We start from the raw sequence: 16,296 nt of genomic DNA on the forward strand, positions 1-16,296 counted from the left end.
CTGGGAGGCTTTCTGTGGTCGGCGGGTCCCGCGGCGGGACTACTCACTGATGTTCGAGTATGCCACCACGCCACGGCGGATCAGCCGGATCGCCCGCACGCACGTCTGCTGCAGACCGGAGGGGAGGTCCGGCACCTTGGCCAACTGGTCGAGCAGGTCGATGACCTGCTTCGACCAGCGGACGAAGTCGCCCGCCGCCAGCTCGGTCCCGCTCAGGGCGGCCTGCAGGGAGCGGCCCTGGGCCCACTTGAACATGGGCCAGACGAGCGAGAGCTCCGGTTCCCCGGTCACGGGCAGGCGGTGTTGCTCCTCGACGTCGTTCAGCTGCGACCACTGCCGGATGATCGTCTCGACGGAGCCCTCCAGCGATACGCTCGGCATCACCGGCCGCACACCGCGTTCCTCGCGCTTCGCCTGGTACACGAGCACCGTCGTGACGGCCGCGAGTTCGGCGGCGTCGAGGTCGTTGAAGGCGCCCTCCTCGATGCAGAGGGCGATCAGGAGGTCCTTCTCCCCGTAGATCCGGCGGAGCTTCTGGCCGGACGCGCTTACGGTCACGCCGTCCTCCGTGTACTCCAGGTAGCCGTAGTGCCCGAGGACCTCGGAGACGCGGTCGAAGATCTTCGCGATCGTGTTGGTGCGGCCGCGGATCTGGCCTGCGAGCTTGTCGGTCTCCCGGCGCAGCTTCCACCAGCGCTCGGCCCAGCGCGCGTGCTGCTCGCGCTCGCTGCAGCCGTGGCAGGGGTGCGCCCGGAGCCGCCGACGAAGTTCGGTGATGGCCCGTTCCTCGGCTGCCGCCGACGCCGAGTACCCGGCGGAGACGCGGTCGGCGCCCTTGCGCGGCGGCCGCTGCTGCTCCAGCGCGTTGCGTAGCGACGACGTCAGGTCGCGGCGGTCCTTGGGGCTCCGCGCGCTGAAGTGCTTGGGGATCCGGATGCGGGAGAGTACCTCGACGGGCCCGTCGAGGTCCTGCACGCCCACGCGGCGGATCTGCGTCTCGAGCGTGAGCACGGTGGGCCGTGGTTCCCGCGAGGTGTCGCTGTCCAGGACGACGGCGTAACCCTGGCTCCGACCGCCGGGGACGTCGATCACGTCTCCCGGCCGTAGCGATTCCAGGGACGACTCCGCGGCCGACCGCAGCGACCGCGACTTGTCCCGGGTAGCCCTCGATTCGAGGTCGGACAGCTCCCGCCGGAGGTTCGCGTACTCGCGGAAGTCGCCCAGGTGGCAGGTCATCGACTTCTCGTAGCCCTTGAGCGACTCCTCCCGGCTGCGTACCTGCTTCGCCAGGCCGACCACGGAGCGGTCCGCCTGGAACTGGGCGAAGGACGTCTCGAGGATCTCCCGGGACCGCTCCTGCCCGAACTGCGCCATGAGGTTGATGCTCATGTTGTAGGTCGGCCGGAAGCTCGAGTTCAGCGGGTAGGTGCGGCGGGACGCGAGCCCCGCGACGGCTCCCGGGTCGGTCCCCGGCTGCCAGAGGACGACGGCGTGTCCCTCGACGTCGATCCCGCGCCGTCCCGCCCGGCCGGTGAGCTGGGTGTACTCCCCTGCCGTCACGTTCACGTGCGCCTCGCCGTTGAACTTGTCCAGCTTCTCCAGCACGACCGTCCGCGCGGGCATGTTGACGCCGAGGGCGAGCGTCTCGGTCGCGAAGACCGCCTTGACGAGCCCTGCAGCGAACAGCCGCTCGACGATCTCCTTGAACGTGGGCAGCATGCCGGCGTGGTGCGCCGTGAAGCCGCGGATCAGCCCTTCCCGCCAGGTCCAGAAGCCCAGGATCTCCAGGTCGTCCCGCGGGATGTCCATCGTGGCGCCGTCGATGGTCTCGCTGATCTCGTCGCGTTCGTCCTCGGTGGTCAGCCACAGCCCGGCATGGAGGCATTGCGTGACGGCGGCCTCGCAGCCGGCCCTCGAGAAGATGAAGGTGATGGCGGGGAGCAGGTCGGAGCGGTCCAGGGCGGTGATGACCTGCGGGCGTGTCGCACGGCGCACCACCGACATCTGCGCGGGTTCGCCGCGGCCGGTCCTCGCCCTGCCGCGGCGGCCGCCACCGGCACCCCAGTTGGCCCGCTGGTTCAGCCGGATCTCGTTGCTGGCCAGTTCGAGCAGCTCAGGGTTGACGTCGTACTGGTCCCGCGCTCCGGCTTCCGCGCCGGCCGGCGCTGCCTCGTCGAAGGCGATGTCCCCGGCGAACAGGTCGATGAGGTTCTGCCCGACCATGACGTGCTGCCAGAGCGGAACCGGGCGGTGTTCGGAGACGACGACGTCGGTATCGCCGCGGACGGTATCCAGCCAGGCACCGAACTCCTCAGCGTTGGACACGGTCGCACTGAGGGAGACCACCTTGACCTCGGTGGGCAGGTGGATGATGACCTCCTCCCAGACCGCCCCCCGGAAGCGGTCCGCGAGGTAGTGCACCTCGTCCATCACGACGTAGCCGAGGTTGTTGAGCGCCTCCGAGTTGGCATAGAGCATGTTGCGGAGCACCTCGGTGGTCATCACGATGACGTCGGCGTCGGCGTTGATGCTCGTGTCCCCGGTCAGCAGTCCCACCCGGTCGCTGCCGTGCACGGCGGCGAGTTCCGAGTACTTCTGGTTGCTGAGCGCCTTGATGGGCGTGGTGTAGAACGCCTTGAGACCGTGCTGCAGGGCCAGAAAGACGGCGAACTCTCCGACCACCGTCTTTCCTGCTCCGGTCGGTGCCGCGACCAGCACTCCCCTGCCCGCCTCGAGGGCGGTACACGCCTCCCGCTGGAACGGATCGAGGGCGAAATCCAGCGTCTGCTCGAAATGGAACAACTGGGTCCGGGAGTGCTGAGTGCGGGCCTTTGCAGCTGCATATCTCTCTGCGGGGGTGCTCATCGTTCCACCCTAGACGCTCGGCAGGAGCCGGGCACGCCGGGCACCCGATCGGTGTTCCTGCCCTGATCATGCTTGCGGGACAGGCCCGGGACGTGCCGTGATCCGACGCCGTCGTCGTGCGCCGCGTCCTGGATGGCGTCCTAGATGGCGTCCAGGGGCGAGGCGGTGTCGGCGGTGGCTTCGACGGCGGCTTCGCGGGCCGCGGTGCGCCGGGCCCTGCGCTTGTCGTTGAGCAGGCACAGCCCGATCGCGACGAAGAAGAGCAGCAGCAGGGGCACGGCGAGGTAGAACATGCTCAGCGCGTCCCCGCCGGGAGCGGCCATCGCGGCGAACAGGCAGACGAGGAACACGGTGATGCGCCAGGCCTTGAGGATCTGCCTGCCCGAGACCAGGCCCACCAGGTTCAGTCCGACCAGGACCACCGGCAGCAGGAAGGCGATCCCGAAGGCCAGCATGAGCCGCAGCACGAAGGTGAAGTACACCGAGACGCTGATGTAGTTGGAGAAGTCCTCGGGCGTGAACTCCGTCAGGACCCGAACCGCGTTGGGCAGGATCGACCAGGCCAGGGCGATGCCGGCCAGGAACAGGGGGAACGCGACGGCGATGAACGCCAGCGCGATGCGCCGCTCCTTCGTCTTGAGCCCGGGTGTGATGAACGCCCACAGCTGGTACAGCCAGACGGGGCTGGAGATCACCAGGCCCAGGAACACCGAGACCTGGATGAGCAGGTCGAACGGGGACGCGGCACTGTCGAAGTTCAGGGACGCCGTGCGACCCTCCTGCTCGTTGATCGCGATGATCGGAGCCGCCAGCGCGCGCAGCACGGGGTCGTAGACGAAGAACCCGGCCACGGTCGCCAGGATGACCGCCACCGCGGACTTGAACAGCCGGTTGCGTGCTTCGCGCAGGTGTTCCTTCAGGGCCATGCGCCCTTCCGGATTGGCTTTCCTGCCGCGCTTCCGGGCCTTCGCGGGTGACACCGGTACCTGGCCTACTGGGGGGTGGTCGAGGTACCGCCGTGCTGCGGCGGTCCCGCCTGGGATTGGGTGCCGCTCGAGCCGTCCACCGGGCCGCTGCCGGCGGCACCGTCCTGGTAGCGCGGTGCCTGCTGGCCCGGGTTCTGGTCGGGCGCCGGGTTCTGGACGGGTGTCTCGTAGGTGGGCGTGTGACTCTGCGGCCGGCCGCTGTCGACCACCCGGCCCTCCACCGGATCCGTCCCGGCGTCAGGGGTGTTGTTCTCGTCCTTCATCTGCTTCACCTCGGACTTGAAGATCCGCAGGGACTGTCCGACGCTGCGCGCGAGGCCGGGGAGCTTCGGCGCGCCGAACAGGACGATCGCAAGAACGATGATGATGACGATGTGCCAGCCTTCGAGCCTCATGCCGAATTCCTCTCGTTGATCCCGCCCAGTTTAGTTCACAGGTGGGGCATGTCCTGCAGGAGTTGGGGCTGCCCGCGACCGGCGCGCTTTCGGACGCGCCTGCTGCGGCGGTCGTCGATGCGCCGGGTCTTGGCGGCTTCCCGCGCCGCGCGGACGTCCTCCGGCGCGGAGAACACCGCAGGTATGCGGATCCCGGGAACACCGGCGGAGGGTACCGGACCGTCGTCGCCGACGGGGGCGTTCACCGCGAGGCGGTCCATCGCTTCCCCGAATTCACCGAGAGTTCGCGCTCCCCGGCGGAAGACGCGGAAGCCGACGACGACGAGGAAGATCACGCTGACGGCCGCCAGCGCAACCCACAGCACGATCCACATCCACCAGAGCATGCGTCCAGTCTAGGCCAGCGCCTGGTGGGCCCGGGCTTCCTCCAGCCAGCGCAGTGTCTCCTCGCGCAGCTGATCGGGGGCGACGACCGCGGCGGATCCGCCCAGGCTCGCCACCAGGCCGGGGATCCAGGAGGTCGAGGCCACCTTGAGGCGCGCGGCGAGCCGGTCCTCCCCGAGCTCCTGCACGGCATCGGCGTTGTACTGGGCGGCGATCCACCGTGCCCGCGGTTCCAGCACGAGCGTGACGGCGTGGTCGGCATCGCCGGAACGGTAGGGCGCCGACCCCCTCTCCCGCGCCGCGGACGCATCGTCCTCAGTGGCCGTGGCCGGCTCGTCCGTCAGCGTGGCGCTCTGGATGCGGTCCAGGCGGAAGTTCCGCAGTCCGTCGGAGTCCACGCACCACGCTTCGAGGTACCACGTGTCCTGGTGGAGGAAGATCCGGATCGGCTCGAGCAGCCGGTGCGTGATCTCGTCGCGTGTCGGGACGAAGTAGTCCACCGCCACCCGGACCCCCGAGTGCAGGGCGGCCTGCAACACCTCGAGGGTCGGGTCGATGTCGTCCTCCGTGAGCTTCGTGGCGACGGCGGAGCCGATGCGCGCCGCGTCGCCGGCGGCGGCCGTCAGCTTGGTCTGCGCGCTGACGATCGCCTCGTTGTTCCTCATCCCGGGTAGCTCCCGCAGGGCCTGGAGCCCCACGATGAGGGAGCAGGCCTCGTCCATGCTCAGCTTCACGGGTTCGGCGAGGTCACGCGCGTTGGTCAGGTAGATCCTGCCGTCCTCGATGTTCACGTCCATGAGCCCGTCCGGGTAGTGCCGGGGACCGCTCACGAACAGCAGGTCGAGGTCCTTGGTCAGCTGGGTCTCGCTCACGTCGAACCGGCGCGCCGTGTCCCCCACGTCCGCGCCCGGGTGCGCCAGGAGGTACGGCACGAGGTCGAGCAGGCGCAGCAGGTGGTCCTGGGAGGAGGACTTCCGGCGGGGAACGGGGCGTGCGCCCGAGGTGATCTCCACGCCGTCAGGCGCCGCCACGGCCGCGTCGAAGGCTCCCTCCAGCAGCCGGGCGACCTCCGTCGCGAGCTCCTGGGGCTCCTCGACCCGCGCGTTGGTGCCGAGACCCGCGATGGTCGCCGCCATCGGGCTCGACGCGGCGTAGGGTACGCGCAGCGTGTCCCACTCCTCCCCGGTCTGGAGGACCTCGGTGTTCTTGCGGACGCGCAGCACCTGGCAGGATCCCGGCCGCACCGCGATGACCGCGGCGCGGTCGGGTTCACTGCGGGACAGGGACGAGAGCGTGGAATTCATGTCGAAGGATGCCGGGACGTCGAACGTGCCCTTCAGCAGCACGGGCTCCCCGGTCATGCGGGAGAGGCGGAAGAAGCGTTCGGCCTTGCGTGTGGTGTCGAAGCCGACCACGTACCAGTGGCCGAAACGGGCTCCCATCCCCCACGGATGCACGGTGCGGACCTCCTCGCGGCCGGTGCTCGCCGCCCGGTACGGGAACCGGAGGGGGGGTGCGCGAGGTGAGGGCCTGCCACACGATGTCCCAGTACGGCGCGTCCGTGGTGATGCGGGGCTGGATGAGGGGGGTGAGTTCGACGGTGCCGTCCGTACTCCGCGAACTGAGCTTCCGGAGGGCACGGGATGCCGCGGAGTCGAGCGAACCCTGATCCCACACTCCCGCGGCCAGGTTGAGGACGGCGTACTCCTCGGGCTGGAACGTGACCCCGCCGAGGCGGTAGTCCTCCGCGTTGATCCGGTACCGCTGCACGGTGTTGTCGTGCTCGAACAGGGCGTCCTCGCTGAAGGACTCCAGGGGGATGCCCTGCTCGCGGAGGGCCGCCTTGTCGCGGTCGAAGAGCTTTTCCCGCGCCGCCACCGAGGTCGCCTCGCGATACAGGTCGATCTCCTCGAACAGTTCCTCCTTCGTGAACCCGCGCCGGCTCGACAGGAGCATGATCACGAGCGTGAGGAGCCGTTCGGTTCGTTTTGCAGACACGGGTGAAACCCTACCTTTCCGGAAGCGGCAGAAGGGACGCACACCAACCGGGGTTGACGTGCGTCCCTTCTGGACAGCGCCGGGCCGGCCCGGCGGATGGTCCGGGCGGATGCCTCGGACGGATGCCCTAGCGGACGGCGAGCAGGTCCACCACGAAGATCAGCGCCTCGTTGGGGCCGATCGCCGAGCCGGCGCCACTGGGGCCGTAGGCGAGGTGGGAAGGGATCTCGAGGCGACGGCGGCCGCCGACCTTCATGCCCAGGAGCCCCTGGTCCCAGCCCTGGATGACCTGCCCGACGCCGACCCGGAAGTCGAGCGGAGCACCGCGGTTCCAGGAGGCGTCGAATTCCTCGCCCGTGGAGAAGGCCACGCCCACGTAGTGGGTGGACACGGTGTTGCCGGGCTTCGCCTCGTCGCCGGTGCCCTCGATGATGTCCTCGATGACGAGGTCGGTGGGTACCTCGTGTGCGGGGAAGTCGATCTCCGGCTTCTGCCGGTCGAAGTTGCGCTGTCCGAAGGACATGGTTTCCTTTCGTAGGAGGTTCGGTGCCTGTGCGGGGACGCGGACTACTTCGCCGCTTCCTTGCTGACGATCTCGACGTAGAACACGAGCGTCCCGGAGGGCTGGCCCTGCGAGGCGTTGGGGTAGGCCCACGGCTCGGGGATCACGAGCAGTACCTTCGAGCCGACCTTCTGCCCGGCCAGGCCCTTGGTCCAGCCCGTGATGACCTGGTTCAGGGGGAAGGTGGCGGGCTCGCCGCGGTCGAAGCTCGAATCGAACTTCTCGCCGTCGCTGTAGGTCCAGCCGCTGTACTTGGCCGTGATGCTGTCGGTCTCGGCGACGACGTCGCCCTTGCCCTCTTCGAGCACCTTGACCACGAGGTCGTCGGACGGCTCGTTCTCGGGGATGGTGACCTCGGGTACGCCCTTGTCGTCGAAGGTGAACGTGGGCAGCTGGCCCTCGTCGTCGAGCTTCTTCACGTCCTCGGGCGAGAGGACCTCCGGCTCCGGCGGGGGCTGTTCGGCCGAGATGACCTTGAGCACGATCAGCTGCTCCGGACTCGCGGTCTCGCCCTCGGCGGGCTCAGGGGCGGGGCGGGTGTAGGCCACCTGCGAGCCGACCTTCGTTCCCACGAGGACCTCGTAGAGCTCGCCGTCCTGCTCCTTGAGCATGTCGTCGACCGGCAGGACCTGGGGCTCACCCTGGCTGTAGGTATCACCGAGGACTTCGCCGTCCTCGGCGTTGAGCGCGACGAGCTGGTAGTGGACCTGCTGCCCGGCCTCCACCTCGTCGCCGTCGCCCTCGGCGACCGTCTTGGCGGCGACGCCGGTGACGTCGAGGGGTGATTCGAATTCGACGTCGGGTGCTTCCTCGTCCGATCCCCCGCTCACCTTCACCGTGTCGAAGACCTCGGCGGGACCCGCCGACTTCCCCGTCGTCGTGCCGCCGCATGCCGTGAGCAACAGCAGCAGCGGAAGGAGGATTGCTAGTAACTTTCGCACAGAACTACTTTCAGATTGGTGTCCAGTTCAGGCTGCCCGCAGAACAAAGGGCCCTGACAAGCCTAACGGCTGCGGGCACGCGGTTTCTCCTGGGAACGCCCTGAGAAACAGGGGTCGACAGCGCGACGCGGGGCGGCAATCGGTCAGAGTTGCTGCAGGAGCGCCTCCACGCGCTCGTCGACTGAGGTGAAGGGATCCTTGCAGAGGATGGTCTGCTGGGCGCGGTCGTTGAGCTTGAGGTGCACCCAGTCCACCGTGTAGTCGCGGTTCGCCTCCTTGGCGCGGCGGACGAATTCGCCGCGGAGCTTGGCCCGGGTGGTCTGCGGCGGGATGTCCACCGCCTCCTTGACCGCCGTGTCGTCCACCACCCGGGCGGCTTCGCCGTGGCTCTGGAGCAGGAAGAACAGCCCCCGGGAGCGGGAGATGTCGTGGTAGGTCAGGTCGAGCTGCGCCGCCTTCGCCGAGTCGAGGTCCTCGCCCGAGCGCGCGAGGTACCGGTCGATGAGCTTCTTCTTGATGGCCCAGTCCACCTCGGTGTCGATCCGTGCGGTGCTGCCGGTCTCCACGGCATCGAGCACCCGCTCCCACAGGTCCAGGACGGCCGGGACGTGGGCGTTGTGCGCTCCGTGCTGGTCGACGAACGCCGTCACGCGCGCCAGGTACTCGCGCTGCATCTCGAGGGCGGTCATGTGCCGGCCGTTGGCGAGCTTGAGCAGCTGCTGCCCGGTGAGGTCGTGCGAGATCTCGCGGATGCTCCGGATAGGGTTTTCGAGGCGGAAGTCCCGCATCATCTCGCCCGCTTCCACCATCCGCAGCAGCAGGTCGACGGACCCGACCTTGAGCAGCATGGTGGTCTCGGACATGTTGGAGTCGCCGGCGATCACATGCAGCCGGCGATAGTGCTCCGCGTCGGCGTGCGGCTCGTCCCGCGTATTGATGATGGGGCGCGAGCGGGTCGTGGCCGAGGAGATGCCTTCCCACAGGTGGTCGGCCCGCTGCGAGAACGCATAGAGGGAACCGGTCTGCGTCTTGAGGACCTTCCCCGCGCCCACGAGAAGCTGCCGCGTCACCAGGAACGGGATGAGGATGTCCGCGAGGCGCGAGAATTCGAGCTTGCGGGGGATCAGGTAGTTCTCATGGCTGCCGTAGGAGTTGCCCGCGGAGTCGGTGTTGTTCTTGAAGAGGTAGATCTTGCCGTCGTAGCCCTCCTGCGCGAGCTTGCGCTGGGCCTCCGAGACGAGGTCCTCGAGGATGAGCTCGCCCGCCCGGTCGTGGGCGATGAGCTGCGCCAGGTCGTCGCACTCCGCGGTCGCGTATTCGGGGTGGGAGCCGACGTCGAGGTACAGGCGCGATCCGTTGGTGAGGAAGACATTGGAGGACCGCCCCCAGCTGACGACCTTGCGGAAGAGGTACCGTGCGACTTCCTCGGGTGAGAGCGGGCGTGAGTTGGGCCCTGAGTAGGAGATCCCGAATTCGGTCTCGACTCCGAAGATGCGCCGGTCCATCAGGTGTCCTGTTCGTGCTGGAGGAGGTTCTCGAGTTCGGGGCCGCCGACCCTGCGGAACGCGCGGCGGCTGCCGCGCAGCGTGTCCGGGTCGCGTTCCAGGAACGCGACTTCGAGGACGGAGGGATCCAGCGGTGGAACCCCGGGCTGGGTCCCGTCGGCCTGCGGACGCGAGGCGTTCCGCAGCGCCCGGGCAGCGGCCCCGACGGCCTCGGGAAGGCTGAGGTCGGAGGACCAGGCGCCGCTGAGGGAGTCGACGACGGCGTCGGCGGCACCACCCATGACCACGAAACCGGTCTCGTCGGCGATGGAGCCGTCGAACGTCAGCCGGTACAGGTGGTCGCTGTCCTGCGCGTGCCCCACCTCGGCCACGACGAGTTCGACTTCGAACGGTTTGCTCTCCGCGGTGAACACGGCACCCAGGCTCTGCGCGTACACACTGGCGAGCCCACGGGCGGTCACGTCCTCGCGCGCATAGGAGTAGCCGCGGACGTCGGCATAGCGCACGCCGGCCTGCCGCAGGCTCTCGAACTCGTTGTACTTCCCGACCGCGGCGAAGGCGATGCGGTCGTAGATCTCCCCCAGCTTGTGGAGCGACGGTGAGGCGTTCTCGGCGACCAGTGCGATGCCGTCGCGGCAACTCATCACCACGACCGACCTGCCACGGCTGATCCCCTTCCGCGCGAAGTCCGCGCGGTCCTTCATGAGCTGCTCGGGGGAAACGTAGAACTGCTGTGTCATGGCCTATGCCTCCCGGCCCGCCGCGGAGCGGGCTTCGATGATGGTGTGCGCCGCGGACTCGAGGTCGCGCTCCGGGATGCGCCGCGCTCCGGCCCCGTCCACGACGTAGACGACGGGCCAGAGGGCACGGACGGTGTCCGGACCGCCGGTCGCGGAGTCGTCGTCGGCCGCGTCGTAGAGGGACTCGACGGCGACACGCACCGCCGACGCCTCGGTCAGGCGCGGGTTCCACAGCTTCTTGAGCGCACCCCGCGCGAAGACCGAGCCGGACCCGACCGAGTGGTGTTCGTGCTCCTCGTAGCGTCCGCCGGTGACGTCGAACGAGAACAGCCTCCCGAGGTGGCGGTCCGTGTCGAAGCCGGCGAAGAGCGGCACCACGGCGAGTCCCTGCATCGCCATGGGGAGGTTCTGCCGGACCATGGCGGCGAGGCGGTTGGCCTTGCCGTCGAGGCTCATCATGGTCGCTTCGATCTTCTCGTAGTGCTCGAGTTCCACCTGGAACAGTCGCGTCAGGTCGAGGCCGATCCCGGCGCTGCCGGCGATCCCCAGCACGGAGTACCGGTCGGCGGGGAACACCTTCTCGATGTGGCGGCTCGCGATCACGTTGCCCATCGTGGCCCGCCGGTCGCCGGCCATCAGCACGCCGCCGGGGAAGGTCAGCGAGACGATCGTCGTGGCGTGCGGCGCCAGGTGCGAGGCGTCGGTGGACGCGGTCACCGGACCGAGCGTCCGGTTCGACGGCAGCAGCCCGGGATGGTGGGCGCCCAGGAAGTCGGCAAAGGATGTCGAGGCGGCCCGGGGAACCGCAGCTGCTGCATCATCCGGGAGCATCCGCTACTGGCCGCCCTTCTGCACGAACCCGCGCACGAACTCCTCGGCGTTGGACTCGAGGACGCCGTCGATCTCGTCGAGCAGATCGTCGACGCCCTGGGTCTGGGTGGAGTCCTGCGCCGCGGGAGCGGCGGGGGCGGGCTCGGGGGTCTCCTCCTCCACTTCCGTGGACGATCCGCCGGTATTGATGCGGTCCTGTGTCGCCATGATGGCCACCCTCTCCGTGTTCGTGATCACTTCAGTGATCTGGTCCTATGGTGCCACGCGCCGATCCGGGTCGCTCAACAATCGGGCGAGGAAATCCTCGGCATCGGCCGCCACGTCGAACAACTCCTCTGTGAGCATCGCCGTGCCCCTGAGTGGCTCGCGCGTCTGCACCCGCTGCAGGCGCCGTTCCCCCGCCAGTTCGAAGATGAGGGAGTCCCAGCTCGCCCCGACGACCTCGGCCGGGTACTCGGAGATGCAGCGGCCGCGGAAGTACGCCCTGGTGTCGCGCGGCGGCTGGACGGCGGCGCGCGCGACGTCCTCGGGATGCACGAGCAGTTCGACGTCGCCGCGGCGGGCCAGGCGCTGGTAGATGCCCTTCTCGGGCCGGAGGTCGGCGTACTGCAGGTCCACGAGGGCCAGCCGCGGGTTCGTCCAGGAGAGGCCGTCCCGCGCCCGGTACGCCTCGAGCACCTTCAGCTTGGCGATCCAGTCCACCTGGCGGGCTGCCTCCATCGGCTCCCGCCGCAGGGTCTCCAGCAGCGTCCGCCAGCGGTCGACGACGTCGCGCGTCTGCTCGTCGGCGTCAGCAGGGACGGCGTCGAGGACCGCCTCGCAGTACAGTTCCTGCAGCTCGAGCCCGGTGATGCTGCGGCCGTCCGCCAGCCGGACGGCCGCCTTCAGTGTCGGGTCGTGGCTGATGGTCCGCAGCGCCTGGACCGGGTCCTCCAGCGTGGGAGCCGGCGCGAGGCCCTGCTCGACCAGCGCGAGGACGAGGGACGTCGTCCCCAGCTTGAGGTAATTGGACACCTCGTTCAGGTTGGCGTCACCGATGATGACATGCAGCCGCCGGTATTTCTCCGCCACCGCGTGCGGCTCGTCACGCGTGTTGATGATGGGCCGGCGGACGGTCGTCTCCAGTCCGATCTCGTTCTCGAAGAAGTCCGCCCGCTGGCTGATCTGGAAGCCGGGCTCCTGGTTGAGCGGGCCCTTGCCGACGCGTCCGGCGCCGCAGATGACCTGCCGGGAGACGAAGAAGGGAATGAGGGTCTCGGCGAGCTTCGAGAACGGGACGCTCCGGGGCACGAGGTAGTTCTCGTGCGACCCGTAGGAGACGCTCTTGTTGTCCGTGTTGTTCTTGTACAGGATCACGGGCGAGAAGCCCGGCGTGGTTCCGATCCGCTCCATCGCAGCGACGGCGACGTGGTCCCCCGCCCGGTCCCAGAGGACGGCGTCGAGAGGATTCGTCACCTCGGGTGACGAATACTCGGGGTGGGCGTGGTCGACGTACAGCCGCGCCCCGTTGTTCAGGACGAGGTTCATGAGCACGGCCGCCTCGGCGGCCTCGCCGCGTTCGAGGGCGATCTGTTCGGCGGTGAGTTCGGGCGGCTCGTCGGTCAGCTGGCTCGGATGCGCACTGGCCCGGTCCATCCGGAACCCGCGGGCGTCCGTCAGCGGGGTCTCGTCCGTATAGTCCCAGCGGGTCCCCGCGAGGTTGCCGAGCCCTTCCCGCAGCGTGGCCGCATAGGCGTTGACCACCTGGGAGGACAGCAGCGTCGGATTGGCCGACGGCAAAGCGGGCGCGATGATGCCGTACTCCGTCTCCGTCCCCATCACCCGGTGGACCGAGACCCCCTCGCCGACCGCCGGCGATGCGCTGCGCCGACCGGCCCGTCGTCCCCCCGTTTCAATCACAGATACTGGCCCGTATTCGCCGTCGTCTCGATCGACTTGCCCGGCTCCTGGCCGGCCTTGCCCTGCACGATCGTCCGGATGTACGTGATGCGCTCGCCCTTCTTGCCGGAGATGCGCGCCCAGTCGTCGGGGTTGGTGGTGTTCGGCATGTCCTCGTGCTCACGGAACTCGTCCACCACGGCCCGCATCAGGTGCTCGATGCGCAGGCCCTTGCTGCCGTCGAGGAGGAGGTCCTTGATGGCGTACTTCTTCGCGCGGTCCACGACGTTCTGGATCACCGCGCCGGAGTTGAAATCCTTGAAGTACAGCATCTCGGTGTCCCCGTTGGCGTAGGTCACCTCCAGGTACTCGTTCCGCTTGTCCGTCGAGTACATCTGCTCGACGGTGCGGCGGATCATCTCCGCGATCGTGGTCTGCGGATCGTTGCCGTTCTCCGCGAGGTCGTCCGCGTGCAGCGGCAGGTCGGGGGTGATGTACTTGGCGAAGATCTCGGCGGCGCCCTCGGCGTCGGGCCTCTGGATCTTGATCTTCACGTCCAGGCGGCCGGGTCGGAGGATGGCGGGATCGATCATGTCCTCACGGTTCGAGGCACCGATGACGATCACGTTCTCGAGCTTCTCGACGCCGTCGATCTCGCTCAGCAGCTGGGGCACGATGGTCGTCTCGACGTCGGAGGAGACACCGGTGCCGCGGGTGCGGAACAGCGAATCCATCTCGTCGAAGAACACGACGACGGGGCTGCCGTCCGATGCCTTCTCTCGGGCGCGGGCGAAGATGAGCCGGATGTGGCGCTCCGTCTCGCCCACGTACTTGTCCAGCAGCTCCGGGCCCTTGATGTTCAGGAAGTAGCTGCGGATCTGCTCGAGGCCGGCCCGTTCCGCGGCCCTGGCGGCGAGGCTGTTGGCCACGGCCTTCGCGATCAGGGTCTTGCCGCACCCTGGCGGACCGTACAGGAGGATGCCCTTGGGTGGCTTGAGGCCGTGCTCCCGGTAGAGGTCCGGGTGCAGGAACGGCAGCTCGACGGCGTCGCGGATCTGCTCGATCTGCGGGCCGAGGCCGCCGATGTCACCGTAGGCGATGTCCGGGACTTCCTCGAGCACGAGGTTCTCGACCTCGCTCCGCGGTACCTTCTCGAGGCCGTACCCCGACTTGGTGTCGACGGCGAGTGCGTCGCCCACCCGGATTTTCTCCGCCTGCAGCGGACCGCTGAGCCGGATGACGCGCTCGTCGTCCGTCCGGCCGACGACGAGCGCACGGTCCGCGCCCAGCAGTTCCTTGACGGTGACGATCTCCCCCGCCCGCTCGAAGCCGAGGGCCGCCACGATGGTCAGGGATTCGTTCAGCAGGACTTCCTGCCCGGGGGTGAGCTGCCGCACGCTGATGAGGGGGCTGACCGTCACCCGGAGCTTCCTGCCCGACTGCAGGATGTCGGCGGTGTCCTGGACGGTCGCCTCGGTGGTGGTTCCCGGCTCGGCAGGACGCCTCGGATTGACCTGCATCACGGTGGCGAAGCTGAACGGCGCCGCGCCCTCCTTCTCGAGGGCGGCCTTCAGCCGGACGATCTCCGTCCGCGCCGCCTCCAGCGCGGCGACGAGCTTCCCGTTGTTCTGCGTCGCCGAGGCGAGCTGACGGTCGATGTGGCGCAGCTTGTCCCGGAGGACGTTGAGTTGGCGCTGGGTGACCGAAGTGTCGACGGGAGGCGGGGTTGCGCCCCGCGGATCAGCGGCAGGAGCGTTGTCTTCGGAGTTCGGCATATCGGTTCGCCACTTTCGGTTCGACCTTCAGCTGTCTTCCGACCTTAGCGCAGACGCCGGTCCCCGGTGAGTACTGTTAACAACGTGCACGGTCAACTTTCCGCGCACCTCCCCGCCCCGGTGGCGCCGAACGCTCCGCGTGCCCTCCCGGACCTCTCCCCGGGCCTCTCTCCGGGGCCCTATGTCGGCCTCGGCGTGGTCGTGGCCCGACCTGCCGCCTGATCCCGACCTGCCGCGGCATACTCCTGCCCGGCCGCTGCGGACTCCTGCCCGATCCCCGCCTACTCGACCGTTCCGCCGTCGGCGATGGCGTCGCGACGTGCCTGCGCCTCCTCCGGTGGCAGGGATCCGCGCTGGATCGTCGACGCTGCGTCCCGCGCCACCCTGCGCAGCCGCTTGTCGGAGACGTCGCGCTCACCGACGGCCTGCGGCGTCCAGGCATTGAGGTCCTCCTCGCTGAACCCCGTCTTCGACGGCCTGCGCTTCGGGGTGAACCCCGTAGCGCCCTCGGCCAGCCTGCGGGTGATGAGGAGGAAGCCGGTGTGGGCGACCATGCGATGGTCGGGACGGACGGCGAGTCCCTCGAGGTGCCAGCCGCGCACCATCGACTCCCAGCCCTCGGGTTCCGTGAAGCGCCCGTCGGCCCGGATCGCCTCGGCGGTGCGGGACAGCTGCGTCACCGTGGCGACGTAGCTGATCCAGACGCCGCCCGCGGCGAGCACGGTGGCGACGGCGTCCAGGCACTCCCAGGGTGCGAGCATGTCGAGGACGACGCGGTCCACCGAGCCTGGTTCCTCGTGCTCCACGACCTGCTCCTGGAAGTCGCCCAGCGTGATCTGCCAGGCCGGGTGGGGCCCGCCGAAGATCGTCTCGACGTTCCCCCGGGCTATGTCGGCGAATTCCTCGCGGCGCTCGAACGAGTGGAGGTAGCCGGAATCGCCGACCGCCCGCAGGAGCGAGATGGAGAGCGCCCCCGAACCGACGCCTGCCTCGACAACGCGCGCTCCCGGATAGATGTCGGCCATTGTCACGATCTGTCCCGCGTCCTTCGGGTACACGACGGCCGCGCCGCGGGGCATGGACAGCACGAAGTCCGACAGCAGTGGCCGCAGCGCCTGGTACAGCTGGCCGGTGGTGTTCTCGAGGATGGTTCCCTCGGTGGCACCGATGAGGGCGTCGTGCTGCAGGAAGCCCTTGTGCGTGTGGAAGGCGCCGCCCGGGGTGAGGGTGATGGTATTCATCCGGCCCTTCTCGTCAGTCAGCTGGACGCGCTCACCGGCGCGGAACGGGCCGCGGCGGGCCGCCGCGCCGTGGGGACCGGCGGGCGCTTCGGGGGTGGTCTGGGTGGTACTCATGGTTCGTCCTTCGGCGGCCGGCGGACCGGCATCGTGGTGGAAGTGGATCTGGAAGCGGGATCTGGAAGCGTATCTGACAGG

Annotated in this window: 15 protein-coding genes; 1 reads left to right on the plus strand and 14 read right to left on the minus strand. The window is 68.8% G+C overall.

The window, feature by feature from the left end; all coding sequences use genetic code 11:
- Positions 1-39: 39 nt before the first annotated feature.
- The 5 genes from P5G52_RS12085 to P5G52_RS12105 all read right to left on the minus strand — a co-directional run bounded on the left by P5G52_RS12085 (position 40) and on the right by P5G52_RS12105 (position 6,270).
- A complete protein-coding gene (locus P5G52_RS12085) occupies positions 40-2,865 on the minus strand; it encodes a DEAD/DEAH box helicase (RefSeq protein WP_301227669.1) in 2,826 nt (941 codons plus the stop codon).
- Positions 2,866-3,005: 140 nt separating this feature from the next.
- The gene (gene tatC, locus P5G52_RS12090) at positions 3,006-3,791 is read right to left on the minus strand and encodes a twin-arginine translocase subunit TatC (RefSeq protein ID WP_301227671.1); all 786 of its coding nucleotides are present in this window, start codon (positions 3,789-3,791) and stop codon (positions 3,006-3,008) included.
- A 65-nt stretch (positions 3,792-3,856) separates the two neighbouring features.
- A complete protein-coding gene (gene tatA / locus P5G52_RS12095; protein ID WP_301227673.1) occupies positions 3,857-4,246 on the minus strand; it encodes a Sec-independent protein translocase subunit TatA in 390 nt (129 codons plus the stop codon).
- 35 nt (positions 4,247-4,281) lie between these two features.
- On the minus strand, positions 4,282-4,632 hold the full coding sequence (locus P5G52_RS12100; RefSeq protein WP_301227675.1) for a hypothetical protein: 351 nt from the start codon (positions 4,630-4,632) through the stop codon (positions 4,282-4,284).
- Between the two features lie 9 nt (positions 4,633-4,641).
- On the minus strand, positions 4,642-6,270 hold the full coding sequence (locus P5G52_RS12105) for a helix-turn-helix transcriptional regulator (RefSeq protein WP_363321885.1): 1,629 nt from the start codon (positions 6,268-6,270) through the stop codon (positions 4,642-4,644).
- Between the two features lie 139 nt (positions 6,271-6,409).
- Here P5G52_RS12105 and P5G52_RS18315 point away from each other — a divergent pair, with 139 nt between their 5' ends.
- Positions 6,410-6,634, plus strand: coding sequence for a hypothetical protein (locus tag P5G52_RS18315; RefSeq protein ID WP_363321886.1), 225 nt, complete (start codon positions 6,410-6,412; stop codon positions 6,632-6,634).
- Positions 6,635-6,755: 121 nt separating this feature from the next.
- Here P5G52_RS18315 and P5G52_RS12110 read toward each other — a convergent pair whose 3' ends face one another.
- From P5G52_RS12110 to P5G52_RS12150, 9 genes are all read right to left on the minus strand, one after another.
- Positions 6,756-7,151, minus strand: coding sequence for an FKBP-type peptidyl-prolyl cis-trans isomerase (locus P5G52_RS12110; RefSeq protein ID WP_301227679.1), 396 nt, complete (start codon positions 7,149-7,151; stop codon positions 6,756-6,758).
- Between the two features lie 44 nt (positions 7,152-7,195).
- Positions 7,196-8,131, minus strand: coding sequence for an FKBP-type peptidyl-prolyl cis-trans isomerase (locus P5G52_RS12115; protein WP_301227681.1), 936 nt, complete (start codon positions 8,129-8,131; stop codon positions 7,196-7,198).
- 143 nt (positions 8,132-8,274) lie between these two features.
- Entirely contained in the window at positions 8,275-9,636 is a 1,362-nt protein-coding gene (gene pafA / locus P5G52_RS12120; protein ID WP_301227683.1) for a Pup--protein ligase, read from the minus strand.
- Positions 9,636-10,376 carry a proteasome subunit alpha gene (gene prcA / locus P5G52_RS12125; RefSeq protein ID WP_301227685.1) on the minus strand — a complete coding sequence of 247 codons (741 nt, stop codon included), beginning with the start codon at positions 10,374-10,376 and terminating at the stop codon, positions 9,636-9,638. The genes pafA and prcA overlap by 1 nt, the downstream gene beginning before the upstream one ends.
- Before the next feature lie 3 nt (positions 10,377-10,379).
- On the minus strand, positions 10,380-11,207 hold the full coding sequence (prcB, locus tag P5G52_RS12130) for a proteasome subunit beta (RefSeq protein ID WP_301227687.1): 828 nt from the start codon (positions 11,205-11,207) through the stop codon (positions 10,380-10,382).
- A gap of 3 nt (positions 11,208-11,210) precedes the next feature.
- Entirely contained in the window at positions 11,211-11,414 is a 204-nt protein-coding gene (locus tag P5G52_RS12135) for a ubiquitin-like protein Pup (RefSeq protein WP_301227689.1), read from the minus strand.
- A 45-nt stretch (positions 11,415-11,459) separates the two neighbouring features.
- Positions 11,460-13,025, minus strand: coding sequence for a depupylase/deamidase Dop (gene dop, locus P5G52_RS12140; protein WP_301228786.1), 1,566 nt, complete (start codon positions 13,023-13,025; stop codon positions 11,460-11,462).
- 77 nt (positions 13,026-13,102) lie between these two features.
- On the minus strand, positions 13,103-14,860 hold the full coding sequence (gene arc / locus P5G52_RS12145) for a proteasome ATPase (RefSeq protein ID WP_301227692.1): 1,758 nt from the start codon (positions 14,858-14,860) through the stop codon (positions 13,103-13,105).
- Positions 14,861-15,141: 281 nt separating this feature from the next.
- Complete coding sequence (locus P5G52_RS12150; protein WP_301227694.1) at positions 15,142-16,215, minus strand: tRNA (adenine-N1)-methyltransferase; 1,074 nt, start codon at positions 16,213-16,215, stop codon at positions 15,142-15,144.
- Positions 16,216-16,296 lie beyond the last annotated feature (81 nt).

The organism is Arthrobacter burdickii, assembly GCF_030433645.1.
Taxonomy (GTDB): domain Bacteria; phylum Actinomycetota; class Actinomycetes; order Actinomycetales; family Micrococcaceae; genus Arthrobacter_D; species Arthrobacter_D burdickii.